A 23,723-nucleotide genomic window follows, 5' to 3' on the forward strand; every position below is an offset into this window, starting at 1 on the left:
CGACGACGTTCGACTAGTACGACGCCTCGACGTGGGCGCGGGGCGCGGCGGAGGTGAAGGTGCGATGGCGGGATTTCGAAGTCTGGCCTACCAGGTGCGCGATGCACGCAATGACCGGGCGTTGCGGCGTCATTCTCTGCGCCGTTGTCTGGAGAGATTCGCGCCCTACGGACATAGGGCGACATGGTGGCATTTGTGCGATCGACACGGGATCGCCCCCGAGGACCGGGGCGCCGATCCGCAGCGGCTGGTCGCCGCGTTGGAGGAGCTGGAGGAGGCCCGCGCCGTCTGGCTGGAGTACGAGCGCCAGTTCGCGGAGCGGCGCCGGCGTGAGAAGCACCACGGACTGCGCCGGCCGGACTGGGCGTGGGGCGGGAGCGGGGACGCGGTCGTGCGGTGCGCGGACCCGGGGATCCGGCCGGACGGCACGCTCGGTGAGGTGTTGAGACGGTTGGTGCGGGCGTTGGAGTCGGAGCCGGGCACGGGGTGCCCGATCTGTGGTGAGCGGGAGCTGAGCTGGCCGCCCATCGGGGTGGGCCACGAGGCGTGGGCCGGCGCCTGGTCCTGGGACGGGCCGGTGTGCGGGGGCTGCGGAATCGTGGTTCCCAGACCGGCCCTCGCCGACGCGGGTTCGGTGGACCCGGCGTCGGCGGGAGCGGCATGAGCGGGATGAGCGGGACGGACACGACGGGCCGGGGGCCGAACGGCTCGGACGGCTCGGACGGGGGCGGGAGCGGGAGCGCGGGGGCGCGGATTCCGCTCCAGGTCGCGTTGAACGGCGGTCGGGAGGCCGCCGAGGGGGCCGCGGTACCGATGTCCCCGGAGGACCTGGCGCGGTCTGCGGTGGCCTCGGTCGCCGCCGGGGCCCGTGAGGTGTTGGTGCATCCGCGGAGCCCGTGCGGCCGGGAGAGCCTCTCCCCCCGGGTGGTCGGGCCGCTGCTGGAGGCGCTGCGGGGTGCGGGGGTCTCCGTACCGCTGTCCGTGCCGGCGTGCGTCGCGGCGGAGCCGGATCCCGCCGCGCGGCAGGCACGGGTCCTTTCCTGGGATGTGCTGCCGGACCGCGCCGTGGTGCGTTTCACGGATCCCGGGGCCGAGGAGTTGGGCTTGGCCCTGCTGGAGCGCGGGGTGGCGGTGGACGCGGTGGTTCCGCTGGGCGGCACGGCCGGGGCCGGACCGTTGGGCCGGTTCCTGGCGTGGGCAGTGCCCGATCACGGCCGGGTCCGCCTCGTGCTCGAGCTGTCGGAGGCCGACCCGGCCTTGGTGGCGGGGTTGTGCTGGTTGCCGCCCGTGGAGGTGGTGCTGTTCGGGCGCGAGGCCGCCGCCTGGCCGGTGCTGAGGCTCGCCGCGCGGTGTGGTGCGGGGGCGCGGATCGGCGTGGGCGATGTGCTCGTCCTTCCGGACGGACGGCCGGCGCGGTCCAATGCCGAGCTGGTCACGGCGGCCTTGGCCGAGGCGGAGACGTCCCGCGTGACCAAAGCGACCGGAGCGACCGGAGCGACCGGAGCGACCGGAGCGACTACAACGACTAGAGCGACAGCCGGGAGCCGGTGAGGCGCTCGCCGAAGACGTCGTCCGGGTTGGACAGCGCGCAGTTCTCCAGGGACAGACAGCCGCAGCCGATACAGTCCGTCAAGTGGTCGCGCAACCGGCCGAGTTGTTTGATCCGGTGGTCGAGTTCGGCGCGCCAGGCCTCGGACAGGCCGGCCCAGTCCTCGCGGGTCGGCGTACGGCCTTCCGGGAGTTGGGACAGTGCCTCGCGGATGCTGGCGAGCGGGATTCCCACGCGTTGGGCGGCGCGTACGAAGGCGACCCGGCGCAGTGCGTCACGGGTGTAGCGGCGCTGGTTGCCGGAGGTGCGACGGCTGCTGATCAGGCCCTTGGCCTCGTAGAAGTGCAGCGCCGAAACGGCCGCGCCGCTGCGCGCGGACAGCTGACCGACGGTGAGTTCATGGACTTTCTCGGGAATCTGCGGCACTCGGCCGAGCGTAGTCGGCCGGACCGGAATCCGTTGACAGATACATGTGACCCCAGCATGCTGAGCAAGCGCTTATTCGCTGGTCAGTGAGAGGCAGGGGCAAGGCATGGCCGAACCGAGGATCTTCACGTCCGCCGAGGAGCTGCGCGCCGGGGTCGGCGCCCCGCTCGGCCCGAGCGAGTGGCTGGAGGTGGATCAGAAGCGGATCGACCTCTTCGCCGACGCGACGGGCGATCACCAGTGGATCCACGTCGATCCCGAGCGGGCGGCCTCCGGTCCCTTCGGAACGACCATCGCGCACGGCTACCTCACGCTGTCGCTGCTGCCGAGCCTGGTGCCGCAGATCATGCGGGTCGAGGGCATGCGGATGGGCATCAACTACGGCACGAACAAGGTGCGGTTCCCGGCCACGGTGCCGGTCGGCTCGCGGTTGCGCGCCACGGCCGTGATCACGGAGGTCACCGAGGCGGGTGGTGGCGTACAGGTCGCGGCGACCGTGACGGTCGAGCGCGAGGGCGGCGACAAGCCGGTGTGCGTCGCGGAGTCGGTGTCCCGGTACTACTTCTGAGCCGAGGGTCGGGGCGCGGGGCGGGGCCGGGGTCGGGGCGCGAGCCGGGGTCGGGCCGGGTCCGGTCGGGTCGGGTCGGGGTCGGCAACCGGATCCCGGGGCGGTTTCACTGGGTGCTTCACCGGTTCACCGGGTGCGTCACCGGGCGGACGTCACCGCGCCGCCCCGTGGCCGGGGCGCGTGCCGACCATGCGGAGCACGAGGTCGGAGTACAGCGCGCCGACCTCGTCGGGCGTGCGCGAGCCGGTCACGTTGAACCAGCGGGCCACGTCGATGCACAGGGACAGGACGGCGAGGGTGGTGCCGGGCACGTCGGGGACCTCGAACTCGCCCGCCGCGACCCCGTCGGCGATGATCCGGCGCACGGCCGCGTCGCTCTGCCGGCGCAGTGCCACGATTTCGGAGCGATGCTCCACGGCGAGAGCATCGAGCTCGTACTGGACCACGCGCGCGGTGGTGTGGTGCGCGGCGTGCCAGCCCACGAAGGACCGCACGGCCTCGTCGAGCCGGTCGGCGGCGGTCCCCGGGCCGGACGCGGCCGTCTCCAGGATCTCCAGCGCCTTGTCGTGGCCGATCCGGCTGATCCGGTGGAGCAGTTCTTCCTTGGTCTTGTAGTGGATGTAGAGCGCGGCCGGGCTCATGCCGGCCCGTCCGGCGATGTCCCGGGTGGTGGTGGCGTGGTAGCCGCGCTCCGCGAAGGCCTCCACGGCGGCGACGAGCAGCCGCCGCGCGGCGTCGGGGGTGACCTCCGACCACGGCTGGTAGCCACCGGTGTCCGCCTGGCTTTCCATCGCTCGCTCACCCTCTTCGCCTCGCGGGACCCGTGTCGCGGGACCCGTCACATGGGAATGGACACCCTACCGGAGGGGTGAGCAAGCGCTTAGCGATCCTGGGCCGCCGGGCCGGAGGCGGGCTTCGGCGCGAAGGGGTCGTAGCCGGTCATGAGCTTCTCCATCCGGGCCTGGTCGACCCGGGTGACGATCTGGGTGACTTCCTGCCGGTCCCGGATCACCTTGGCGAGGGTGAAGGCCGAGGTGGTCAGGTAGAGGACGGCGATGCCGAGGAAAGCGCGCACCCAGCCGTTCGCGTCCAGGTTGTAGATCCCCAGGGCCACGGCCGCCATGGCGACGCCGAAGGAGGCGACGGCCTGGCCGTAGTAGGCCCCCGTGTTCTGCTGCTTGACCGGTGTCTCGTTCATGGGTCCAGCTTCGGCGACCTGTGGCCCGCGCCACATCCGTGCGCGTACTCACGTACGTACTCAGCCGGCGGGGCGGCGGGGCGGCGGGGCGGCGGGGCGGCGGGGCGGCGGGGCGGCGGGGCGGCTCAGAACGCCGAGACCCCTGTACGGGCACGGCCGATGAGCAGCTTCTGGATCTGACTGGTGCCCTCGTACAGGGTCATCACGCGGGCGTCGCGCAGCAGTTTCCCGGCCGGGTACTCGTCGATGTAGCCGTAGCCGCCGTGGACTTGGAGGGCGTTGCTCGCGGCGCGCACGGCGGCCTCGGAGGCGAAGAGCTTGGCGGTCGAGGACTCGGTGGCGAAGGGCTTCCCGCGGTCGATCAGGTCGGCCACCCGCCAGGTCAACAGCCGGGCCGCGTCCACGTCGACCGAGATGTCGGCGATCAGCTCCTGGACCAGTTGGTGGTGGGCGATGGGCTTGCCGAACTGTTCGCGCTGGGCGGCGTACGAGACGGCCGCGTCCAGCGCCGCCTGGGCGATGCCGACGCAGCCGGCGGCGACCGACATCCGCCCCTTGGCGAGGGCGGACATGGCCACGGAGAAGCCCTTGCCCTCCGGTCCGAGCATCGCGGAGGCCGGCACGCGGACACCGTCGAGGACGAGTTCGGCGGTGGCCTGGCCGCGCAAGCCGAGCTTGCCGTGGATCTCGCGACGGGTCAGGCCGGGGCTGTCGGTGGGCACGAGGAAGGCGGAGATCCCTCGGTGGCCGGGCTCGTCGTTGGTGCGGGCGAAGAGCAGGACCACGTCGGCCCAGGTGCCGTTGGTGATGAACATCTTGCTGCCGCTGACGACGTACGTGTCGCCTTCGCGCCGAGCAAGGGTGTCCAGGTTGCCGGCGTCGGAGCCGGTGCCGGGTTCGGTGAGGCCGAAGCAGCCGAGCGATGCGCCCGAGCACAGGCGTGGGAGCCAGGCCTGCTTCTGCTCCTCGGTGCCCCAGGCGGCGACGGTCTTGGCCACCAGGCCGAGGGAGACGGAGACGATGCCGCGCACGGCGGAGTCGCCGCGGCCGAGTTCCTCGGTGACGAGCACGTAGGCGAGGTGGTCGCCGCCGGAACCGCCGTACTCCTCGGGCACGGTCAGCCCGAGGAAGCCCAGGTCACCGAGCTTCTTGACCAGCGACCGGTCGACGCTCTCGGCGCGGTCCCATGCGGCGGCGTACGGGGTGATCTCCCGCTCGGTGAACTCGCGGGCGAGCCGCCGAACGGCCTCCTGCTCCTCGCTCAGCTCCAGGTCCACCGGTGCACCTCCGGGCGGTCCGGCGCGGATTAACTAGCACCGGTAGTTTAATGTGGGCAGGCCCTACTATGTGGCGCATGGCCAGACCGCGCAAGCCCCTCCTCAGTAGAGACCGCATCGTCGAGGCGGCGGGCGCGCTGGTGGACTCGGAGGGCCTTGAGGCGGTGTCCACGCGCCGACTGGCGGCCGCGCTCGGGGTCAGCGGGCCTTCGCTCTACAACCACTTCCGCACCAAGGACGAGATCCTGGACGCGGTGGCGGACGCGGTGAGCGCCCGAGTCGACTTGTCGATGTTCGACGGCGAGGACGGCCGGAGTTGGCGGCTCGCGCTGCACGACTGGGCCCACTCGTACCGGGACGCCTTGTCCGACCACCCGAACATCGTTCCGGTGCTGGCGCGGGGACCGGGTCGTCGCCCGGCGGGGCTCCGGGTGGCGGACGCCGTCTTCGGCGCGATGACGGAGGCCGGGTGGCCGCCGGCCCACGCGACGCGGATCGGCGCGCTGATGCGGTACTTCATCCTGGGCTCGGCGGTGGGTTCCTTCGCCGGGGGTTTCGTGGACGATCGCGCCGCGTACGACCCGTCGGACTACCCGCACCTGGGCCAGGCCCACCTGCTGGCCGAGCGGCAGCACGAGGTGGACGAGGGCGCGTTCGAGACGGGGCTGGCGGCACTGCTGGACGGACTGGCGATCCAGTACGAGGCGCTGAAGGGGACGACCTGACGGACGTCCGGGGCGGCGGGGGCCCTGCGGGGACGGGGACGGGTCGGGAGCAGGCCATGGCCCGCTCCCGGCCCGTCCCCGTCCGCGTCCGCTCCGACTCCGGCTCCGGCTCCGGCTCCGGCTCCGGCTCCGGCTCCGGCTCCGGCTAGAAGATGACCAGCGAGCGGCCGCCCTTGCCCGCCAGCATCGCGTCGAAGGCGGCCGGGATGCCGTCGAGGGTGATCCGGTCGGTGACGAGCGCGCCGAGGTCCAGCCGGCCGGCCCGGACGTGGTCGGCGATCACCGGGAGGTCACGGGCCGGGTCACTGTTGCCGTAGACGCAGCCGGTGAGGGTCCGGGCGAAGTGGAAGATCTCCAACGCGTGGAAGGTGACCTGCTGCTCCTTGCCACCGATGCCGACGACCGTGGTGCGACCGCCGCGACGCGTCGAATCCCACGCGCCGCGAATGGTCTCCGCCCGGCCGACGCACTCGATCGCCACGTCCGCGCCCCGGCCCCCGGTCAGCGCCCGGATCTGCTTGGCCGTGGTCTCCGACGCGAGGACGAATTCCGTGGCACCGGCGGCGCGCGCCAGTTCCTCCTTCGCCGGGGAGACGTCGACGGCCACGATCGGGCCCGCCTGCGCGACGCGGGCCGCCTGGAGGGCGGCCAGACCGACCCCGCCGACACCGAAGACGGCCACCGACTCCCCGGGGCGGACCTGGGCGCTGTGGTGGACGGCTCCGTAGCCGGTGAGGACGGCGCAGCCGAGCAGGGCGGCCTCGGCGAGCGGGATCCCGGCGGGTGCGGGCAACACGCAGTTCGCCGCGACCACGGTCTCCTCCGCGAAGGCGGCCACGTTCAGCCCGGGGTGCAGTTCGGTGCCGTCGGCGTCGTGGGCGTGGACCGCGCCGACCCCGGCCAGCGCCTGGGTGCAGAGCCAGACCTCGCCGATCAGGCAGTGGTGACACGCCCCGCACGACGGGGCCCAGTTGAGCACCACCCCGTCACCGGGGGCGACGTGGGTGACACCCTCCCCGACGGCGAGGACCGTACCCGCGCCCTCATGACCGAGGACGGCGGGGACCGGGACCCGCATGGTGCCGTTGCTGAGGGAGAGGTCGGAATGGCAGACCCCGGCTGCGGCGAGCCGCACCCGGACCTGACCGGGGCCGGTTTCGGGCAGCACGATCTCCCGGATCTCCAGCGGGGCTCCGACGGCGGGCAGGATGGCGGCGCGGACCATGGTCGTCGTCTCCGTACTTCCGGGGTTCAGAACTGCAGTGACTTGGTCTGGAGGTACTCGCCCAGGCCGTGCGGACCCAACTCTCGCCCCACGCCCGACTGCTTGTAGCCACCGAAGGGCGCGAGCACGTTGAAGCGACCGCCGTTGATGTCCACCTGGCCGGTGTCCATGCGGCGGGCGAAGGCCGTCGCGGTCTGCGCGTCCGCCGCCCAGACGGCTCCGCCGAGGCCGTACACGGTGCCGTTGGCGATGCGCAGGGCGTCGTCCTCGTCCTCGTACCGGAGGATCGACAGCACGGGGCCGAAGATCTCCTCTTGGGCGATGGTCATGTCGGGGGTGACGTCCGCGAAGAGGGTCGGGGCGATGAAGTATCCCTGGTCGTGGGGCGCGTCGGGCCCGCCCGCGACGAGGCGTGCCCCCTCCTCGACCCCCTTGACGATGTACGCGCGAACGCGGTCGCGCTGCTTGGCGTTGATCACCGGGCCGAGGCGGGTGCCCTGCTCGCGGGGGTCGCCGGTGGGGTACTTGGCGATGGCGTCGGCCGCGAGCGCGACGGCCTCCTCGTACTGGTCCCGGTGGACGAGCATGCGGGTGAGCGCATTGCAGCTCTGGCCGGAGTTGTTCATGACGTGGCCGACGCCCACGGCGACGGCCTTGGCCAGATCGGCGCCGGGCAGGATGACGTTGGCCGACTTGCCGCCCAGTTCGAGGGCGACGCGCTTGATCGCGGCGCCGGCGGTGGCGCCGATCTGCCGGCCGACCGCGGTCGAGCCGGTGAAGGAGACGAGGTCGACTCCCTCGTGCGCGGCCAGCTCCTGGCCGGCGACCGGGCCGGTGCCGGTCACCAGGTTGAAGACCCCGGCCGGGATGCCCGCCTCGTGGACGGCTTCGGCGAAGAGCTGTGCGGTCAGCGGGGTGTCTTCCGCCGGCTTGAGGACGAGGGTGCAGCCGGCGGCGAGAGCGGGTGCCACCTTGGCAACGACCTGGTGCAGCGGGTAGTTCCAGGGCGTGATCGCCCCGACCACGCCGACCGGTTCCATCAGCACCGTGGAGTTCCCGAGCCGCTCCTCGAAGGCGTACGAGGCACCGAGTTCGGCGAACGAGCCCGCGACGGCGATCGGCGACCCCACGTGCACGGCCTCCGCGAAGCCGAGCGGAGCGCCGAGCTCCGCGGAAATGGTCTCCGCGATCTCCTTCTTGCGGCGAACCAGCACATCGCGCAGGGCCCCCACGAGGGCCGCCCGCTCGGCCGGCGGCGTGGCCGCCCAGCCGGGGAAGGCCGCGCGTGCCGCGCGTACGGCCGCGTCCACGTCCTCGGCGGTACCGGCCGGAACCGAGGCGAGGACCTGTTCGTCGGCGGGATTGACGACCTCGATCCGCTCACGTCCGACGGCCGGCCGCCAGGCGCCGCCTATGTACATCCCGTCCTGGGCCTTCATGGCTCTCCTCCCGAACACGCGCGAGCGCGCAGACCTGACCTCGCCAACACCCTACAAACTAGCGCCGGTAGTTTTGCGGGCGCCAGAGGCGGCCGGGATCAGATGATGCCGAAAAGCATCCCCGCCGCCAGGACCACCAGGGAGGTCAGGGCCGCCCACTTCACGGTGAATCGGGTGTGATCGCCGAACTCGACCTTGGCCATGCCGACGAGGACGTAGACGGCCGGAACCAGTGGGCTTGACATGTGCAGGGCCTGGCCGACGAGGGATGCGCGGGCGATCTCCAGCGGCGAGACGCCGTGCGCGGCGCCGGCCTCGGCCAGTACCGGCAGGACCCCGAAGTAGAAGCCGTCGTTCGACATGAAGTAGGTCAGGGGCAGGCTGAGCAGGCCCGTGACCAGGGCCATGTGCGGTCCCATCCCCTCGGGGATCGCGCCGACGAGCCAGTCGGCCATGTGCTTGACCATGCCGGTGCCGGTGAGGACACCGGTGAAGACCGCAGCGGCGAAGACCATGCCCGCGACGTTGAGGACGTTGTCGGCGTGGGCGGCGATCCGGGCCTTCTGGTCGGGCATGTGGGGGAAGTTGATCGTGAGGGCGAGGGCCGCACCGAGAAGGAAGAGCACCGGGATGGGCAGCAACTCCATGATCATCGCGGTGAGGAGGGTGACGGTCAGCCCGGCGTTGAACCAGTAGAGGCGGGGACGGAGCGTCGCACGGTTCGGATCGAGCCCCTGGAAACCGTCACCGTCACCGTCGGGGGCGGTGGCCGTGGCCGTGGGTGCGTCCGGAGCGGTGGGGGCGGGCACGGGTGCGGGTGCGGGTGCGGGCACGGGTGCGGGTGCGGGTGTCCTGCCGGAGCCGTCCGGGCCCGAGGCGGAGACGGGGGCGGCGGGGGCGGCGACCGAGGTGCCCACCCCCGCCGTGACCGTGGCGGGCTCCCCTTCGACCAGTTCGACCTGCGACTCCGCGTCCCGCTTCTCCGTGGCCTTCTCCTGCGCGTACTCACCCTGTGCGCCGGGCATGACCAGCAGCCCGACCCGGCGTCGCTCCTTCACGCCGAGGACGTACGCGAGGACGAACACGAAGAGCAGCCCGGCCGCCAGCGCGGGGATCATCGGGACGAAGACGTCGGCGGCGTCGAGCTTGAGGGCGGTGGCGGCGCGGGCCGTGGGACCGCCCCAGGGGAGGGTGTTCATGACGCCGTTGGCGGTGGCCGCGACGCCGGTCATGACCACCAGGCTCATGCCGAGGCGCTTGTAGAGCGGGTACATGGCCGAGACCGTGATCATGAAGGTGGTGGAGCCGTCGCCGTCGAGCGACACGATCGCGGCGAGCACCGCCGTACCGACCACGACCCGCATCGGGTCCGCCTTGCAGAAGCGCAGGATGCCGCGCACGATCGGGTCGAAGAGGCCTACGTCGATCATCACGCCGAAGTAGACGATGGCGAACATCAGCATCGCGGCCGTCGGCGCGAGTTTGCCGACCCCGTCGATGACGTAGTCGCCCAACTGCGCACCCTGTCCGGCGAAGACGCAGAAGAGCGCGGGGATGAGCACGAGCGCCGCGATGGGCGACATTTTCTTCAGCATGATCAGAACCAGGAAGGTCGCGATCATGGCGAAGCCGAGGAAGGTCAGCATGCTGGGAACGTAGGTGGCTCCCCGAGGCGCCAACAAGACGTCGACGCGTGAGCAATACGAGCAAAACCCCAGCTCAGGGCAGAGGAGCCAGTTCGACCGGGAATCCGTTGAGCACGGCGGTACCGGACAGCGGGTCGAGTCGGCTGCCGTCGAGCAACTGGTTCACATTGGCTCCGGGCACGGCCCTGGCCACCGAGAGTCGGGAGCCGGCCCGGTCGTGGCCCCAACCGTGCGGAAGGCTGACGACCCCGGTGCGGACGGCGTCGGTGATCTCGACCGGGACCTCCAGACTGCCGCCGTCGGCGGTGATCCGGGCCCGCCCGCCGTCGGTGAGGCCCAGTCGGTCCGCGTCCTGCGGATGGACCTGGAGGGTGCACCGGTTGGAACCTCCGACCAGGGCCGGGACGTTGTGCAACCAGCTGTTGTTCGACCGCAGATGGCGGCGGCCCACGAGCACCAGGGCGGCGGGGCGTTCGGCGAGCGCCGCGCGGAGCCTGGGGAGTTCGGCCGCGATCGGGTCCGGGAGCAGTTCGATCCGGCCGGTGCGGGTCTTCAGCACGCCCGGGAGCCTGGGACTCAAGGGGCCCAGGTCGATGCCGTGCGGCCGCTTCCGCAGCTCGTCGAGGGTGAGGTCGTACGGTCCGAGTCGCAGCATCATGTCGAGCCGCCGCTCGGGGCCGGTGCTGCCCGTCAGTGCCCGCGCCTCCCGCTGCGGGTCTCCGCCGAAGAGCGGCGAGTGGGGGTCGGCGACCTCTCGGGCGAGGGTGTCGGCGATGACGCGGTCGTCGAGGACGTCCGGCGATGCCCCGTGCATCCCGGACACCGCGAGGATCAAGCGCGCGTGGACCTCGCACTCGTCCATGCGGCCTTCTTCGAGGGGCACGGCGGGTGGCGAGTAGCGGGCCTGGTTGCGCACGGCGAACGCGTTGAACGCGAAGTCGAAGTGGGCGGACTGTGAGGGCGGCGGCGGGGGCAGGACGACGTGGGCGTGGCGCGAGGTCTCGTTGAGGTACGGATCGACGCTGATCATGAAGTCGAGTCCGGCCAGGGCCGCGTCGAGGCGCCGGCCGTCGGGGGCGGACAGCACGGGGTTGGCGGCGATGGCGATCAGGGCCCGGATCCGTCCCTCGCCCGGCGTCTCGATCTCCTCGGCCATGGCAGCGGTGGGCAGTTCACCCTTGGCTTCCGGGTGGCCGCTGACCCTGCTGTGCCAGCGGCCGAGGTCGAACCCCTTGCCGGGACGGGCGGGTCGGGGTGCGCGGTCGGTCGCCGAGAGAGGGAAGAGCGCCCCGCCCGGACGGTCGAGATTGCCCGTGAGGATGTTCAGGACGTCGACCAGCCAACTGGCGAGGGTGCCGTACTCGGCCGTGCAGCTACCGATGCGCCCGTAGACGGCGGCGGTGGGTGCGTCCGCCAGCTCCCGGGCGAGGGAACGGATCTCACCGGCGGTCAGGTCGCAGGCCGGGGCGACGGCCTCGGGAGTGAAACGGGCGAGGGCGTCGGCGAGTTCCCCGAGGTCTTCGGCCCATTCCTCCGGCGTCCCGGGGGTCGCGATTCCCTCCGCGAGCAGGGTGTGCGCGAGCGCGGCCAGCAGCAGGGCGTCGCTGCCGGGGCGGGGTGCGAGGTGCCGGTCGGCCAGCGCGGCGGTGCGCGTGCGCCGCGGATCGACGACGACCAGGGTTCCGCCGCGGGCCCGCAGAGCCTTGAGCCGACCGGGGAAGTCCGGGGCGGTGCAGAGGGAGCCGTTGGACTCGACCGGGTTCGCGCCGAGGAGCAGGAGGAAGTCGGTGCGGTCGAGATCGGGGACCGGGATGGCGAAGGGGTCGCCGAAGAGCAGCCCGCTGGACACGTGCTTGGGCATCTGGTCCAGGGTGCTGGCGGTGAAGAGGTTCCGGGTGCCGAGGGCCTTGAGGAGGAGCGGCGGGTAGAGGGCTCCGGCCATGGTGTGGACGTTCGGGTTGCCGAGGACGACGCCGACGGACTGGGCTCCGTGTTCCCGTACGAGGGCGGGCACGGCCGCGGCGATCGCCTCGTAGGCCTCGTCCCAACCCGCTTCGCGCAGCCGGCCGTCGCGGCGCACGAGGGGGGTCCGCAGCCGGTCCGGATCGGCGTCGAGGGCCCCGAAGGCCGCGCCCTTGGGGCAGATGAAGCCGTGGCTGAACACATCGTCCCGGTCGCCGCGGGCGCCGGTGACGGTGGTGCCCTCGATGGTCAGCGTGAGGCCGCAGGTGGCTTCACAGAGGGGGCAGACGCGCAGGGCGGTGCGGGGCATGGTCGCTCCTGGGGACGGCAGGCTGCGGTGCGGGCACACGGGCGGGTCGAGCATACCGACCAGTAGGGAGGTTGGGGAGGGGTGCGTTCGGGGCGACTGCGGGCCTCGGGGGTTCAATCGAGTACGCGGGCCAGGTAGGCCTGCATCATCGCCCGGGTTTCGGCGACGATCCCGGGGTCCCCCGCGGGGTCGACGCGGAAGGCCAACTGGATGAGCGCGTCGGTGGCCTCGACCGCCACCAGCACGGCCCGTTCGAGGGTGGCGTCGCGGGTGCGGCCGAGGTGGCGGGAGAGCAGTTCGGTGAGCCGTACGGCGACCAGGTGATTGGGGTCGGCGGCCGGACCCTCGGGAGGCGGCGCGGGCACGCCGAAGTCGACCAGCGCGAATCCGGGCACGCTGCGCTTCATCGCCAGGTATTCGTCCAGGACGGCGTCGACGACGGGCCGCCAATGGGTGGCCGGAAGGGCGGCCAGCCGTTCCTCGATGCCGTCGGCGTAGCGGTCGAGATTGCGGTGGGCCAGGGCAATGGCCATGGCTCGCTTGTTCCCGAAGAAGCGGTAGACGGAGCCGATGGGCACTCCGGCGCGCAGGGCGACGGCACGGGTGCTGAGGTTCTCGTACCCGGTCTCGTCCAGGAGTTCCGCGCAGGCGTCGAGGATCCGGGCGAGCCGGTCGGCGCTGCGCTGCTGGACAGGGGTCCGGCGCATGGGGTGGGCGGGGGGCACGGGGTCCATCATGCCGTTCCTGGCTTCCGCTCGGGCCGGTGGCCTCAGTTCAGCAGGAGACTGAGGCCACCGATGGTGTACGTGATCATCAGGGCGAGCAGGGGCAGTTGGCCGGCCACGGCCTTGGCGGGCGGGAAGAGGCGTACGGACCGGTCGTGTGCGGCGATCACTCCGAGTACGTGTCCGGTGACGACGGCGATCACCTGGAGGGCCGCGAGGCCGCCGGGGCCCAGTGGTGGCAAGGATTCCGAGGCATTGTCAGTGCCCGCTGCCATGATTACCGTGCGTGGTCCTTCGGTGACGAGGAGGGAGAAGTAGTGGGCGACGAGATAGCCGAGCGCGATCGGCACGAGTGAGTGCGCGAAGGCGGTCAGCGGGCGGGGGTGCGGGCCGCTGACGAGGCGGGTGGCCGCCGCGCACAGGCAGTACAGGGCGGCGACGAGGGCGATGGAACCGAGGAGTCCGAGGGTGGCCGTGGGGGTGCGGCCGAGAGGGGAGGTCTGAATGGCGTTGATCCAGGAGGGGTTGTCGGAGTAGCCGTCGTAGGCGGTGGAGCCGAGCAGGACGCAGACGACGGCGACGAGTCCGGGCCGCTCGGGCGTCGCGTCGAGTCCGTGGAACGGGTTGCGCAGGACCAGCCGGCCGTCGGTGCGACGGCCCAGGGGGGAGAGTCTGGCCAGGAGATCGGAGTAGGCCTCGAAGGGGTCTCCATCGGCGAACCAGTTCTCGCCGAAGCGGGCGGCGAGGGCCAGTTGACCGACGACGAAGCAGCAGAGAGCGATCAGGAGGGTGGTGGTGGATGCGGGATCCGGGGAGACGAGCTCCAGCCAGGTGAAGCCGAACAGCCCGACCGCGGCGGGCCATTGGCCGAGCCGGGCGGGCAGTGGTCGGTCGGGGGCGCGGCGGCGCAGGGCGGCGGCCAGGAGCCGGTGAAGGGTGCGGAGCGGGTTGAACAGGCGCCATACGGGGCCCAGGAGAAGGGAGGCCGGGACGAGTCCGACCCAGAGCAGGACGTAGACGGCGCCGGGAGCGGGGTTCCGGGCGGGATCGTCGGGACCGAGGAGGAGGTGGAGCAACACGGCGAGGACGGCGGCGAGACCGAGCCCGCGCAGGGTGGTGCGGGTGGCCGGCGCGTCGGCCACCCGTTGGAACCGGGCGGGCAGGGCGAGGCCCGAGCGGCCACCCCGGAAGCGGGACGTGGACCAGAGCAGACCGAGCGCGAGAAAGGAGACGAACAGCGCGGCGAAGGCACCGGCGAAGGCGTAGAAGGGAGAGATCGGCAGATCGTGCTGGGACCCGATCCCGTGTGCGAGCAGGGTGGTCGACGGATCGGCCGGGTACGGGACCACGTCCTGGCCGGAGCGACCGCCCCCCGCGCACGGAGCCGGGCAGCCGCCGCCACCCGGGCCCAGGGGCAGGCTCGCGGCGAGTCGGAGTGGGGCGAGTCGGAGTGGGGTCATCGGACGAGGAGCTGGGTGAGGACGAGGTCGCTCTCGTGGGTCTCGACCTCGAAGAGCCCGGTGCGGTCGGCCGTCAGGATCAGGGTGGCCTCCTGGCCTGCGGGCAGGGCCAGTTCCTTGTCGTAGCCGTGGACGTGCAGGGTGTCCGCGCGGTCGCTGGTGACCCGCAGGGCCACCCGTTCGCCGCGCCCCACCTCGACGCGGCCGGGGGCGGGGACGACCTTGCCGTCCCGGACGGTGACGGTGACCGTGCGGTCGACGTCCGGGGTCTCGGAGCTCCGGGGGGTCTGGGCCGGCTGGGGTGTCCGGGTTGCCTGGGGTGGCGCCGTCGGCGTGGGGGTGGCGTGGCTGTGGGATCCCTGGCCCGGGGGGCCTCCGGTCAGCTCGGCGGTGGCCTCGACCGCCTTGCCGCCGACGGCCCAGGCGGTGTGGTCGTCGGCGTACAGGCGGACGGTCAGGGTGTGCGCGCCCTCGGGCACCTGCGCCGCGGACAGGTGGTACCAGGGGCCGTACGCCCGGGCCAGCTTGCGCCCGTCCAGTTCCAGGTGGGCGTGGCCGGCGCCGGGAAGGGCCGCGCCGCCGACGCTGTCGGGGGTGAAGCGGAAGTTCTTCACGCCGAGTTGGAGGTTCCAGCCGTCCTCCGAGTCGGGCCGGGTGGTGAGCCGTACCTCGGGCGCGCCTTGGGCCGGGACCTGCCGGAGGCGGTGGCCGGCGCCGTCCTGGGCGTCGAGCAGGGTGCCCACGTCACCCGAGGCCTGTTCGTGGCTGGTGCCGGGTTTGTGGTGGGTGGTGGCCCTGCCTCCGCATCCCGTCGCCGTGCCGCCGGCGAGCAGCAGGAGCAGGGCGACCAGGGCCGCGGTGCGGACGCTGCGGCGGCGAGGACGGTCAGCGCTGGGCAGTCGGGCCGTGATGGGCGATCGGGTCACGCTGGGCGGTGGGGGCACGCTGGGCGATCGGGTCACGCTGGGCGGTCGGGCCGTGCTGGGCGGCGCGGCGCAGGTGGCGCAGCCGATGCGGTCGGCGTGGTCTCGGTTCATCGCGGGCCTCCGTTCCCGGCCGGGGGTTCGGTGTCGGCCTGGGGGTGGGTGTCGGCCTGGGGGTGGGTGGGGGCCTGGGGGTGGGTGGGGGCCGGGGAGTGGGTGGTGGCCGGGGAGTGGGTGGTGGCCGCCGCGCTCAGGGCCGGGGGCGGGCCGTCGGGGGTCGGGGCGCGGTCTCCGTCGGGGTCGCCGCCGGGGCCGGTCGGGCGGGCCGGCGTGCCCGGACGGGCCGAGGCGACGACCGCCCAGAGCACCCACACCACCGCGACGAGCGCCCGCACCCAGGCGGGGCCGAGCGGGATCCAGGGGATCATGAGGACGGCCCTGTCGAAAGCGTCGAGCAGGGTCAGGGCGGCCAGCAGCAGGGTGAGCCGGGCGAGCCACGGCCGGTCGGCGCGCAGGACCAGCCCGACGCCCGTCCACCACAGCCCCAGGAGGAGCAGGGCCAGGGCCGGCACGAAGGTGGGGGTGAGGGCCGTGGTGGACCCGGCCACGTCCAGGCACAGCCCGGCCAGGCCCAGGAGCGAGGCGATCGTCCCCGTTCGGGAGCCGCGCAGCCGGCGCCACCACAGGACTCCGCCGACCAGCAGCAGCACGGCCGCGACGGCCAGCGCGATCTGGGTCTCGACCCGCTCCAGGCCGCGGGCGCCGTACCAGTCGCAGCCCGCCGGCAGTTTGCGGGCCTGGACGTTGTAGTCGGCGCAGACCAGCAGTTGGACGAGCTTGACCGGTTCGCCGGCCAGACGCGCGGAGCCGCCGGAGACGGCGCCGCGGCGCTCGCCGCACTCGGGCAGGGTGGCGGGGGTGGAACCGTCGGGGCCGTCCTGCCAGCAGTTGCCCCTGCCCTGTCCGTCCCACCAGACGTCCATGCCGTTGGGGCGGGAGGCCCCGGCCTTGTCCTTGCCGAGGATGTTGGCGGCGTAGCGGTTGTGGTGGGAGGTGTCGGCCTGCTTGGCCCACGCCTCCTCGCCCCGGATGAAGGCGGGGACGGCGCTCAGGAAGAATCCGGCGCGCTGGTGCCCGTACACCCAGTTGCCCTCGTACAGGTTCCAGTTCCCGCCGGCGGTGATGATGCCGGTGCCGGGGGGCATGGAGATCTGTGGGCAGACCACGCCCTGCTCGTAGCCCCGTTCGATGGGCGGTTTGGCGCAGGTGCCGTCGGCGACGTGACGGTAGTAGTCCTGGTTGTTGTCGTGGATCAGGTTCCGCTCGAACCTGGCGTGGTTCTGCGGGAGTCCGGGGTGGCCGGGGAAGGCGCTGTCCATCGACGCGCCGCCCATGTTCTGGTCGAACTCGTTGTCGTGGACCCAGACGGAGTCCCCGGCCGTGCCCGAGTAGCCGACCATGTTGTGGTGGCTGCGGCAGCCGGTGATCTCGATGGAGTAGCGGGGGACGTCGTAGCCCCGGCCGTCGTTGATGTCGGAGGCGCTGCCGGGGTAGATGCCGGAGTCCCCGTTGCCGTAGGACTCGCAGTTCTTGTAGAGCCCGTGGTCGCTCGCGAAGGTCAGGAAGCCGTACTCGTCGTTCCAGCGGGTCAGTACGTCGTCGATGACGAAGCCGTCGCCGGCGAGCACGTACAGCGAGTTGAAGGTGGTGCGCTGGGCGGTGAAGTTGCGGAAGTAGATGCCGTTGGACTTGTCGGCCCGGATGGCGTTCAGCTTCTGGTACTTGGCGTCGATGACCACGTCCTGGCGGGACGCCCCGGTGCCCTCGATCTGGAGGTTCGTCTTGCCGAGGATCGCGACGAGGTTCTGGTTGTGCCGGCACCGCTCCTGCTGCTCGTAGGACAGGATCTGGTAGCCGAGCGAGGAGTTGGGTGCCTTGAGCGTGGCGCACTCGCCGGTGGGCTTGGGGAGCGAGGGCTCCTCCTCGTACAGGCCGGGCAGGATCGCGATGTTCATCCCCGGCCGGTCCACCGCGTCCACGGCCTCCTGGAGGTGGCGGAAGCCGGTCTTCTCGCATCGCGCGTAGAGAGCGAGGTTGCGCTGCCTGAGTTCCTGCGGGAAGCCCGATATCCGGCGCTCGAAGGCGGGTCGGTCGGTCTTGCACACCAGGAGGTCGGGCTCGGCCTTGCGGTACTCGGGTACGGAGCCGCTGCCGTCGGGGAGGGTGACGGGGCGCTCCTCGTGCGCGCGGGCGGCGGGCGCGGCGGCGAGGAGGGACAGGAACGCGAGGAGGGCGGCGAGGAGCGCCGCCGGCACGGCAGGAAACCTGCGGGTCCACGACATGCGCGAGAGAGTAGAGCAATGTTCATCTTTTGGGACCCCCCTCGACCCGAATCGGTCCGCCGCCCAGCGAAGCCCGCCCGAAACCGCCGCCCGGATCCGCCGCCCGGCACGGCCGAACGGAGAGTCTTCGGACGGGCCGCGCGGGCCGGCCGGAAGGTCACCGTTGACGCGGGGACCCCTGAATCCTACTGTCACCCATAGGATTCCTACGGCAGACCGGGAGCGTTCCATGAGTGACGGCGACACCAGCGAGCAGGCCAGGAAGACCGCGGAGGCGCTGGAGTACCTCTCCGGATTCGGCAACGAGCACAGCTCGGAGGCCGTTCCGGGCGCACTCCCCCACGGCCGGAACTCGCCCCAGCGCGCCCCCCTCGGCCTCTACGCCGAGCAGCTCAGCGGCAGCGCGTTCACCGAGCCCCGCACCCACAACCGTCGCTCGTGGCTCTACCGGATCCGCCCCTCGGCGGCGCACCCGCCGTTCACCCGCGTCGACAACGGCGGCCTGCGCAGCGCGCCCTTCACCGAGACCGTGCCGGATCCGAACCGACTCCGCTGGAACCCGCTGCCCGACCCGGCGCCCGGCACCGACTTCCTGGCCGGCCTGTGGACCCTCGGCGGGAACGGCGACGCCGCCCAGCGCGCCGGCATGGCGATCCACCTGTACTCCGCCAACGCCGCCATGACGGACCGGGTGTTCAGCAGCTCGGACGGCGAGCTGCTGATCGTTCCCGAACGCGGCGGTCTGCTGCTGCGCACCGAGTTCGGCCTGCTCAGCGCCCGCCCCGGCGAGATGGCACTGATCCCGCGCGGGGTCCGCTTCCGCGTCGAGCTGCTCGACGCGAACGCCCGCGGCTATGTCTGCGAGAACTACGGGCAGCCCTTCGAGCTGCCGAACCTCGGCCCGATCGGCGCCAACGGCCTGGCCGCCGCGCGGGACTTCCGGGCGCCCGTGGCCGCGTACGAGGACGTCGACCGCCCGACCGAGGTGGTCAACAAGTACTGCGGCAACCTCTGGACGGCCACGTACGACCACTCGCCGCTCGATGTGGTCGCCTGGCACGGCACCCACGTCCCGTACGTGTACGACCTGCGCCGTTTCAACGTGATCGGCTCGATCAGTTACGACCACCCCGACCCGTCGATCTTCACCGTGCTGACCTCGCCCTCGGACACCCCGGGGCTGGCCGGGGTGGACTTCGTGGTGTTCGCCCCCCGCTGGCTGGTGGGAGAGGACACCTTCCGTCCGCCGTACTTCCACCGCAACGTGATGAGCGAGTACATGGGCCTGATCGAGGGCGCGTACGACGCGAAGGCCGAGGGCTTCGTGCCCGGTGGCGGCTCGCTGCACAACATGATGTCCGCGCACGGCCCGGACCGGGAGACCTTCGACCGGGCGAGCGCCGCCGAGCTGAAGCCGCAGAAGATCGACGACGGGCTGGCCTTCATGTTCGAGACCCGCTGGCCCATCGTCGCCACCGACCAGGCGGCCGGCGCCGAACACCTCCAGCGCGCGTACGACGACGTCTGGCAGGGTCTGGAACGCCACTTCCGCGCCTAGCATGCGCTGCACGCCCGCCCCAGACGTCCAGCCGTACGGAGAACCACCCGTGACCGCCTTCGCCCCCGACTCCCTGGTGCTGAACCGGAAGTTGCCGCTCTGGTACCAGGTGTCCCAGTCGTTGCGCGCCTCGATATTGGGGCGCGCCCCGGACGCCTCGCTGCGCCTGCCCACCGAGGAGCAGTTGGCCGGGCACTACGGGGTGAGCGTGCTGACGATGCGGCAGGCCCTCAAGGAGTTGGAGGGCGAGGGCCTGATCAGTCGGCACCGGCGGCGCGGAACGTTCATCGAGCCGGGGGCGCGGCGCGGGGCCCCGGTGCGGTTGTTGGGTTCGGTCGACGCGATCGTGGCCCAGCAGTCGGGTGAGCGTACGACGATTCTCGGACACGAGCGGACGGCGGTGTCCGGGGAGCTGCTGGAGCACTTCCCGGACACGTCGGAGCTGGTCACTTACCGGCGGCTGCGCCACGACAGCGTGAGCGGCGAGCCGACGAACTGGGCGGAGAACGCGGTCCGCACGGAGCTGGCCGACTCCATCGACCTGAGCGACCTGGAGCGGTACCCGATGACCAAGGTCCTCCGCGACCTGGTCGGGGTGAGGATCAGCCGGATCACGGACACCGTCGAGGCGCGGCTCGCCGACCCGGAGACGGCCGCGCTGCTCCAGGTCCCGCTGCTGAGCCCGATCCTGCACTACACGGGCGTGACGTACGACGACGAGGGACGGGTGGTGGACGTGGCGCGCATCCGCTACCGGGGCGACCGGTTCTCCTTCACGGTGACGGTCGACGCACACTGAGAGCGGCCACCACGGAGCGCAGACCGAGACCGCAGGCCGAGACCCCAGAACGAGCCCGCAGGCCGAAACCGCAGGCCGAGACCGCGGAACGAGGCCGGCCTACGCACACCCGAGCCGGTCGAGGCGCGGGAAGCCCGCCTACGCGCCCGGCGGCTGCTTCGCGTCGTCCTCGGCGCCCCGCTCGCCCTCGGCCTGTGACGGGGTGGTGCGCGTGGTCTGCGGGTGCCGTTGGCGCTTCTCCCGCTCGTCCATGTCCTCGTCGAGGCGTTCACCCTCGGCCTGGGAAGGAGTCGAGTATTCGTCGTACTGACTCATCAGCCGTCTCCTCGGTCCACACGGGTTCGGTCCACGGGGTGGGCCCGCAGGTGGGTCGGTCCACACAGGAGTCCCGTACAGGAGTCCCACACGGGAGTCACACGCAGCAGCCCCGCGCAGGAGCCGCGCACAGGAGCCCCGCACAGGCCCCGCATCGGGCTCGGCCCACGCACCGGCACAGATACGCCCATAAGGAGCGTAACGCTTCGGCCTGGACACGGCCCGGGCGTCGCCTCCCCTCGCTACCATCTGCCGGGTGAGCGACGACGTACCCCTGCTGGACGATCTGATGCCCTGGGCCGTGGGTTCCCTGCGGCTGGGGCGGGACTGGGTGACGGCCCCCGAGCCGGCGACCCTGCGGGCCCGATGGGCGGCCCTGGCCGGTGCCGAAGGGGCCGAGCGCGAGAGGTTGTTCCGTCCGACCCGGGCCCGTACGCCTTCCTCCGGGGCTGCCGCGCTGCCCGGGCAGCGGTCCGCGTCCACGGCCCGTTTCGCCGAGGCGCCGGGCCCGTTCCCGGAGCCCGTACGGGTGCTGACCGCACCCTTCGACGAGCAGTGGTTGCTGCCCGACCAGCGGCTCATCGACCGGGCCCGCCCCGAGCTGTGGCGGGTCCACGACGCTCACCAGCTGTTCGTCGTGGAGGCGCCGGAACCGCTGGTCACCGCCCATCTCCCGGCCGGCCGGCTCGGCCGGATCCGCCCGCTGCACCGGCGCCCCGGCGGCGCGGAGCCCAACCTGGCGCCGGGCCTGCTGCACCTGCTGGGCGAGCGACTCGGTGGTTGGGTCACTCCCGAGGACGTGCTGTGCTGGGTCCTCGCGGCGGCCCGTCCCGGGGTCCGGGGCGCGTACGAGGTCCCGCTGGCGGCCGACCCGGAACGCTGGCGGGCCGGGCTGGAGCTCGGGCAGCGCCTGCTCACCATCCAATTGCGCGGGGCGCGCGGCGGTGAACCGCCCCGCCTGCCGGGCGGGCGGCGGCCGTACGTCCGTTCGGCGGTCACGGCGTGGCCGCGGGAGCTCTCCTACGACCCGGACACCGAGACCCTGGGCCTCGGGGACGGAACCATCTCCCCCGTGCCGTCGGGAGCGTGGGACCAGGAGTCCCAGGGCGAGCGGGTGTTGGAGTCCTGGTTCGCCGCCCGGACCGCGCACCGCTCGGACGGTGTCGACGGGCTGGAGGCGCTGGGGCCCTCGCAGTGGCCGCAGTCATGGACCTCGGAGCTGTTGGCGCTGGTCACGAGCCTGACCCTGCTGGCCGATCTGGCACCGGAGCGGGCCGCGTTCGAGCCCGGCCCGTCGATCACGGCCACCGAACTCGAAGCCCTCGGCGTGCTGCCGCCGCCGCGTGGGTCCCGGCGGCCGGCCTCGGTGCTGGACCACCGGGAGGAGGGCCCGGGCGGTCAGTTCGCACTGCTCTGAGCCCGGGCGCGCGGTCGACACCGGCGCCCTGACGACCGGGCGCCCCGCCCGGCCCGGCCCGGGCGAATCCCGATCGCCGCGCGCGGTCAGGCCCTGGACACCGTCAGGACCGGGAGCGGGGGCGGAGCGGTCGGGCGGGGGGTGACAGATCCGGGTCGGACCGGGTAGGCAGGCTGCCATGACACCCGACTCGCGTGCCCACGATCCGCTGCCCCTCGACGGTGTCACCGTCGTCGCCGTCGAACAGGCCGTCTCGGCCCCCTTCGCCACCCGCCAGCTCGCCGACCTCGGCGCCCGGGTGATCAAGGTCGAGCGTCCCGACGGCGGCGACTTCGCGCGTGCCTACGACACCGCCGCGAAGGGCCTGGCCTCACACTTCGTGTGGGCCAACCGGGGCAAGGAGTCCCTGGCGCTCGACCTGAAGGACGCGCGCGGACGGGAGGTCCTGCACGAGCTGCTGGCCGACGCCGACGTCTTCGTCCAGAACCTCGCCCAGGGGGCCGCCGCCCGGCTCGGGCTGGACTCGGCGGCACTGTGCGCCCGGTACCCGCGACTGGTCGCCGTGGACATCTCCGGCTACGGGGCCGAGGGGCCCTACGCGCACAAGCGTGCCTACGACATGCTCGTGCAGTGCGAGGCGGGGCTGGTGTCGGTGACCGGGACGCCGGAGCGGCCGGTCAAGGCGGGGATCCCGGCCGCGGACATCGCGGCGGCCATGTACGCGTTCTCGGGGGTGCTCGCCGCGCTCCTGCGCCGTGGGATCACCGGGCGCGGGGGCCGGGTGGAGGTGTCGATGCTGGACGCGCTCGCCGAGTGGATGGGGCACCCGCTACACCACACGATGCACGGCGGGGAGCAGCCCGCGCGGACCGGCCTCGCGCATGCCGTGATCGCACCCTACGACGCCTACCCGACGGCGGAGGGGGACCGGGTGCTGCTGTCGGTGCAGAACGACCGGGAGTGGCGGCGACTGGCGGAACAGGTGCTGGAGAAGCCGGAGTTGGCGGATGATCCGGCGTTCGCGACGAACGCGGCACGCACCCTGGGGCGGGAGCGGACCGACGCGGTGGTGGCCGGGGCGCTGGCCGCGCTGGACGCGGACGAGGCGATCCGAAGGCTGGAGGCGGCGGGCATCGCCTGTGCGCGGCTGAACTCGGTGGCGCGGGTGGCGGCGCATCCGCAGTTGGCGGCTCGCGACCGCTGGCGGGAGATCGGGTCGCCCGTGGGTCCGCTGCGCGCGCTGCTGCCGCCCATCGGGCTGCCGGACGGCGCGCCGGCGCGGATGGGAGCGGTACCCGCGCTCGGCGAACACACCGATGCCCTGCTGCGCGCCCTGGGGATGACGGGCGCGCAGATCACGACTCTGCGCCAGGACGGCGTGGTCGCCTGAGGCGGGTCCACGCCGGAGAACACCGATGACGCCGATGACGCCGACGAGAGCGACGACACCGGTGGCACCGCGAACACGTACTGGGCCGGGTGGGCGCAGCCGGGTCAACCGGCCGCGTTCTGCGGGCAGTTACGAGCGGCGGCTGCCGAAGAGCGTACGACGCAGGCGGCGCAGCGGCGCGAACAGCGCGACGCGCGCGCTCCGGCTCCGCTGGACGTGCGTGTGATCGCGGGCGGTGAGCTCGCGCATCAGCAGCGTCGCCTCGGCGGTCTCGTGGTGCGGGACGGCGGGACCGCCCAACACGGCGAGATGGCGGTCGAGGCGCGAGCTGGTCGCGCTGCTCCCGCAGGTGATGGCAGGCACGCGAGGCGGCCTGCTGCGCATTGCTATCTGTTCCATGTCTCTCCCCACCCGTACGAGGGCACCCGGCCCGGGCAGGTTAACCCTATCGCCCCCGCGTCGCGCCCGG

General features: G+C 72.6%; 22 protein-coding genes. 8 read left to right on the forward strand and 14 right to left on the reverse strand.

All coding sequences use genetic code 11. The annotated features are described in order from the left end of the window. The first annotated feature begins 64 nt into the window (after window positions 1-64). Together ACFYW3_RS17820 and ACFYW3_RS17825 are read left to right on the forward strand one after the other, a co-directional pair. Window positions 65-664, forward strand: coding sequence for a hypothetical protein (locus ACFYW3_RS17820; protein ID WP_351751945.1), 600 nt, complete (start codon window positions 65-67; stop codon window positions 662-664). After that, window positions 661-1,551 carry a 3-keto-5-aminohexanoate cleavage protein gene (locus ACFYW3_RS17825; protein WP_389386709.1) on the forward strand — a complete coding sequence of 297 codons (891 nt, stop codon included), beginning with the start codon at window positions 661-663 and terminating at the stop codon, window positions 1,549-1,551. Before ACFYW3_RS17820 ends, ACFYW3_RS17825 begins: the two co-directional genes overlap by 4 nt. Here the strand turns inward: ACFYW3_RS17825 and soxR are convergent. Next, window positions 1,526-1,975, reverse strand: a complete 450-nt coding sequence (gene soxR, locus ACFYW3_RS17830; protein ID WP_053679310.1) for a redox-sensitive transcriptional activator SoxR — start codon at window positions 1,973-1,975, stop codon at window positions 1,526-1,528. The genes ACFYW3_RS17825 and soxR overlap by 26 nt on opposite strands. Before the next feature lie 106 nt (window positions 1,976-2,081). Between soxR and ACFYW3_RS17835 the strand changes: the two genes are divergently transcribed. Then, window positions 2,082-2,543, forward strand: a complete 462-nt coding sequence (locus ACFYW3_RS17835; RefSeq protein ID WP_053679308.1) for a MaoC family dehydratase — start codon at window positions 2,082-2,084, stop codon at window positions 2,541-2,543. Window positions 2,544-2,695: 152 nt separating this feature from the next. Here the strand turns inward: ACFYW3_RS17835 and ACFYW3_RS17840 are convergent, their stop codons facing one another. From ACFYW3_RS17840 to ACFYW3_RS17850, 3 genes are all read right to left on the reverse strand, one after another. Beyond that, entirely contained in the window at window positions 2,696-3,334 is a 639-nt protein-coding gene (locus tag ACFYW3_RS17840) for a TetR/AcrR family transcriptional regulator (RefSeq protein WP_351751941.1), read from the reverse strand. Between the two features lie 89 nt (window positions 3,335-3,423). After that, on the reverse strand, window positions 3,424-3,741 hold the full coding sequence (locus ACFYW3_RS17845; protein ID WP_267803742.1) for a YiaA/YiaB family inner membrane protein: 318 nt from the start codon (window positions 3,739-3,741) through the stop codon (window positions 3,424-3,426). Window positions 3,742-3,866: 125 nt separating this feature from the next. Further along, on the reverse strand, window positions 3,867-5,018 hold the full coding sequence (locus ACFYW3_RS17850; protein ID WP_389386710.1) for an acyl-CoA dehydrogenase family protein: 1,152 nt from the start codon (window positions 5,016-5,018) through the stop codon (window positions 3,867-3,869). A 68-nt stretch (window positions 5,019-5,086) separates the two neighbouring features. Between ACFYW3_RS17850 and ACFYW3_RS17855 the strand changes: the two genes are divergently transcribed. Continuing rightward, window positions 5,087-5,743, forward strand: a complete 657-nt coding sequence (locus tag ACFYW3_RS17855) for a TetR/AcrR family transcriptional regulator (RefSeq protein ID WP_351751937.1) — start codon at window positions 5,087-5,089, stop codon at window positions 5,741-5,743. Between the two features lie 145 nt (window positions 5,744-5,888). Here the strand turns inward: ACFYW3_RS17855 and ACFYW3_RS17860 are convergent, their stop codons facing one another. The 8 genes from ACFYW3_RS17860 to ACFYW3_RS17895 all read right to left on the reverse strand — a co-directional run bounded on the left by ACFYW3_RS17860 (window position 5,889) and on the right by ACFYW3_RS17895 (window position 17,775). Further along, window positions 5,889-6,968, reverse strand: a complete 1,080-nt coding sequence (locus ACFYW3_RS17860) for a Zn-dependent alcohol dehydrogenase (protein WP_351751936.1) — start codon at window positions 6,966-6,968, stop codon at window positions 5,889-5,891. Between the two features lie 26 nt (window positions 6,969-6,994). Then, window positions 6,995-8,407, reverse strand: a complete 1,413-nt coding sequence (locus ACFYW3_RS17865) for an aldehyde dehydrogenase family protein (RefSeq protein ID WP_389386711.1) — start codon at window positions 8,405-8,407, stop codon at window positions 6,995-6,997. Between the two features lie 98 nt (window positions 8,408-8,505). Beyond that, window positions 8,506-10,053: a CitMHS family transporter gene (locus ACFYW3_RS17870; RefSeq protein WP_389386712.1), complete on the reverse strand. Its 1,548-nt coding sequence runs from the start codon at window positions 10,051-10,053 to the stop codon at window positions 8,506-8,508. Window positions 10,054-10,126: 73 nt separating this feature from the next. Continuing rightward, a complete protein-coding gene (locus tag ACFYW3_RS17875) occupies window positions 10,127-12,325 on the reverse strand; it encodes a molybdopterin oxidoreductase family protein (RefSeq protein WP_389386713.1) in 2,199 nt (732 codons plus the stop codon). A gap of 113 nt (window positions 12,326-12,438) precedes the next feature. After that, window positions 12,439-13,059: a TetR/AcrR family transcriptional regulator gene (locus ACFYW3_RS17880; RefSeq protein ID WP_351752056.1), complete on the reverse strand. Its 621-nt coding sequence runs from the start codon at window positions 13,057-13,059 to the stop codon at window positions 12,439-12,441. Window positions 13,060-13,094: 35 nt separating this feature from the next. Further along, window positions 13,095-14,510, reverse strand: a complete 1,416-nt coding sequence (locus ACFYW3_RS17885) for a hypothetical protein (RefSeq protein ID WP_389386714.1) — start codon at window positions 14,508-14,510, stop codon at window positions 13,095-13,097. Beyond that, window positions 14,507-15,547 (reverse strand): hypothetical protein, encoded by a 1,041-nt coding sequence (locus ACFYW3_RS17890; RefSeq protein ID WP_389386715.1) that lies wholly within the window; start codon window positions 15,545-15,547, stop codon window positions 14,507-14,509. The genes ACFYW3_RS17885 and ACFYW3_RS17890 overlap by 4 nt, the downstream gene beginning before the upstream one ends. Continuing rightward, window positions 15,544-17,775 (reverse strand): right-handed parallel beta-helix repeat-containing protein, encoded by a 2,232-nt coding sequence (locus tag ACFYW3_RS17895; protein ID WP_389386716.1) that lies wholly within the window; start codon window positions 17,773-17,775, stop codon window positions 15,544-15,546. Before ACFYW3_RS17895 ends, ACFYW3_RS17890 begins: the two co-directional genes overlap by 4 nt. A 229-nt stretch (window positions 17,776-18,004) precedes the next feature. On the opposite strand from ACFYW3_RS17895, the gene hmgA reads away from it, so the two are divergent. Continuing rightward, on the forward strand, window positions 18,005-19,333 hold the full coding sequence (gene hmgA, locus ACFYW3_RS17900; RefSeq protein WP_351751923.1) for a homogentisate 1,2-dioxygenase: 1,329 nt from the start codon (window positions 18,005-18,007) through the stop codon (window positions 19,331-19,333). Between the two features lie 49 nt (window positions 19,334-19,382). After that, the gene (locus ACFYW3_RS17905) at window positions 19,383-20,132 is read left to right on the forward strand and encodes a GntR family transcriptional regulator (protein WP_351751921.1); all 750 of its coding nucleotides are present in this window, start codon (window positions 19,383-19,385) and stop codon (window positions 20,130-20,132) included. 138 nt (window positions 20,133-20,270) lie between these two features. On the opposite strand, the gene ACFYW3_RS17910 is transcribed toward ACFYW3_RS17905, so the two are convergent. After that, the gene (locus tag ACFYW3_RS17910) at window positions 20,271-20,447 is read right to left on the reverse strand and encodes a hypothetical protein (RefSeq protein ID WP_351751920.1); all 177 of its coding nucleotides are present in this window, start codon (window positions 20,445-20,447) and stop codon (window positions 20,271-20,273) included. 289 nt (window positions 20,448-20,736) lie between these two features. Here ACFYW3_RS17910 and ACFYW3_RS17915 point away from each other — a divergent pair, with 289 nt between their 5' ends. Continuing rightward, window positions 20,737-21,864: a type ISP restriction/modification enzyme gene (locus ACFYW3_RS17915; RefSeq protein WP_389386762.1), complete on the forward strand. Its 1,128-nt coding sequence runs from the start codon at window positions 20,737-20,739 to the stop codon at window positions 21,862-21,864. Between the two features lie 178 nt (window positions 21,865-22,042). Continuing rightward, the gene (locus tag ACFYW3_RS17920; RefSeq protein WP_389386717.1) at window positions 22,043-23,254 is read left to right on the forward strand and encodes a CaiB/BaiF CoA transferase family protein; all 1,212 of its coding nucleotides are present in this window, start codon (window positions 22,043-22,045) and stop codon (window positions 23,252-23,254) included. Between the two features lie 129 nt (window positions 23,255-23,383). Here ACFYW3_RS17920 and ACFYW3_RS17925 read toward each other — a convergent pair whose 3' ends face one another. Beyond that, the gene (locus tag ACFYW3_RS17925; RefSeq protein WP_078998975.1) at window positions 23,384-23,653 is read right to left on the reverse strand and encodes a hypothetical protein; all 270 of its coding nucleotides are present in this window, start codon (window positions 23,651-23,653) and stop codon (window positions 23,384-23,386) included. Between the last annotated feature and the right edge of the window lie 70 nt (window positions 23,654-23,723).

This window comes from Streptomyces sp. NPDC002602, from assembly GCF_042889445.1.
GTDB lineage: Bacteria > Actinomycetota > Actinomycetes > Streptomycetales > Streptomycetaceae > Streptomyces.

Coding starts and splice junctions, on each gene's coding strand:
- ACFYW3_RS17860 (WP_351751936.1), bottom strand. CDS start 6,968: ATGGTCCGCGCCGCCATCCTGCCCGCCGTCGGAGCCCCGCTGGAGATC.
- ACFYW3_RS17840 (WP_351751941.1), bottom strand. CDS start 3,334: ATGGAAAGCCAGGCGGACACCGGTGGCTACCAGCCGTGGTCGGAGGTC.
- ACFYW3_RS17885 (WP_389386714.1), bottom strand. CDS start 14,510: ATGACCCCACTCCGACTCGCCCCACTCCGACTCGCCGCGAGCCTGCCC.
- ACFYW3_RS17875 (WP_389386713.1), bottom strand. CDS start 12,325: ATGCCCCGCACCGCCCTGCGCGTCTGCCCCCTCTGTGAAGCCACCTGC.
- hmgA (WP_351751923.1), top strand. CDS start 18,005: ATGAGTGACGGCGACACCAGCGAGCAGGCCAGGAAGACCGCGGAGGCG.
- ACFYW3_RS17865 (WP_389386711.1), bottom strand. CDS start 8,407: ATGAAGGCCCAGGACGGGATGTACATAGGCGGCGCCTGGCGGCCGGCC.
- ACFYW3_RS17845 (WP_267803742.1), bottom strand. CDS start 3,741: ATGAACGAGACACCGGTCAAGCAGCAGAACACGGGGGCCTACTACGGC.
- ACFYW3_RS17915 (WP_389386762.1), top strand. CDS start 20,737: ATGCCCTGGGCCGTGGGTTCCCTGCGGCTGGGGCGGGACTGGGTGACG.
- ACFYW3_RS17825 (WP_389386709.1), top strand. CDS start 661: ATGAGCGGGATGAGCGGGACGGACACGACGGGCCGGGGGCCGAACGGC.
- ACFYW3_RS17820 (WP_351751945.1), top strand. CDS start 65: ATGGCGGGATTTCGAAGTCTGGCCTACCAGGTGCGCGATGCACGCAAT.
- ACFYW3_RS17835 (WP_053679308.1), top strand. CDS start 2,082: ATGGCCGAACCGAGGATCTTCACGTCCGCCGAGGAGCTGCGCGCCGGG.
- ACFYW3_RS17920 (WP_389386717.1), top strand. CDS start 22,043: ATGACACCCGACTCGCGTGCCCACGATCCGCTGCCCCTCGACGGTGTC.
- ACFYW3_RS17870 (WP_389386712.1), bottom strand. CDS start 10,053: ATGCTGACCTTCCTCGGCTTCGCCATGATCGCGACCTTCCTGGTTCTG.
- ACFYW3_RS17855 (WP_351751937.1), top strand. CDS start 5,087: ATGTGGCGCATGGCCAGACCGCGCAAGCCCCTCCTCAGTAGAGACCGC.
- ACFYW3_RS17890 (WP_389386715.1), bottom strand. CDS start 15,547: ATGAACCGAGACCACGCCGACCGCATCGGCTGCGCCACCTGCGCCGCG.
- ACFYW3_RS17895 (WP_389386716.1), bottom strand. CDS start 17,775: ATGTCGTGGACCCGCAGGTTTCCTGCCGTGCCGGCGGCGCTCCTCGCC.
- ACFYW3_RS17925 (WP_078998975.1), bottom strand. CDS start 23,653: ATGGAACAGATAGCAATGCGCAGCAGGCCGCCTCGCGTGCCTGCCATC.
- ACFYW3_RS17910 (WP_351751920.1), bottom strand. CDS start 20,447: ATGAGTCAGTACGACGAATACTCGACTCCTTCCCAGGCCGAGGGTGAA.
- ACFYW3_RS17880 (WP_351752056.1), bottom strand. CDS start 13,059: ATGGACCCCGTGCCCCCCGCCCACCCCATGCGCCGGACCCCTGTCCAG.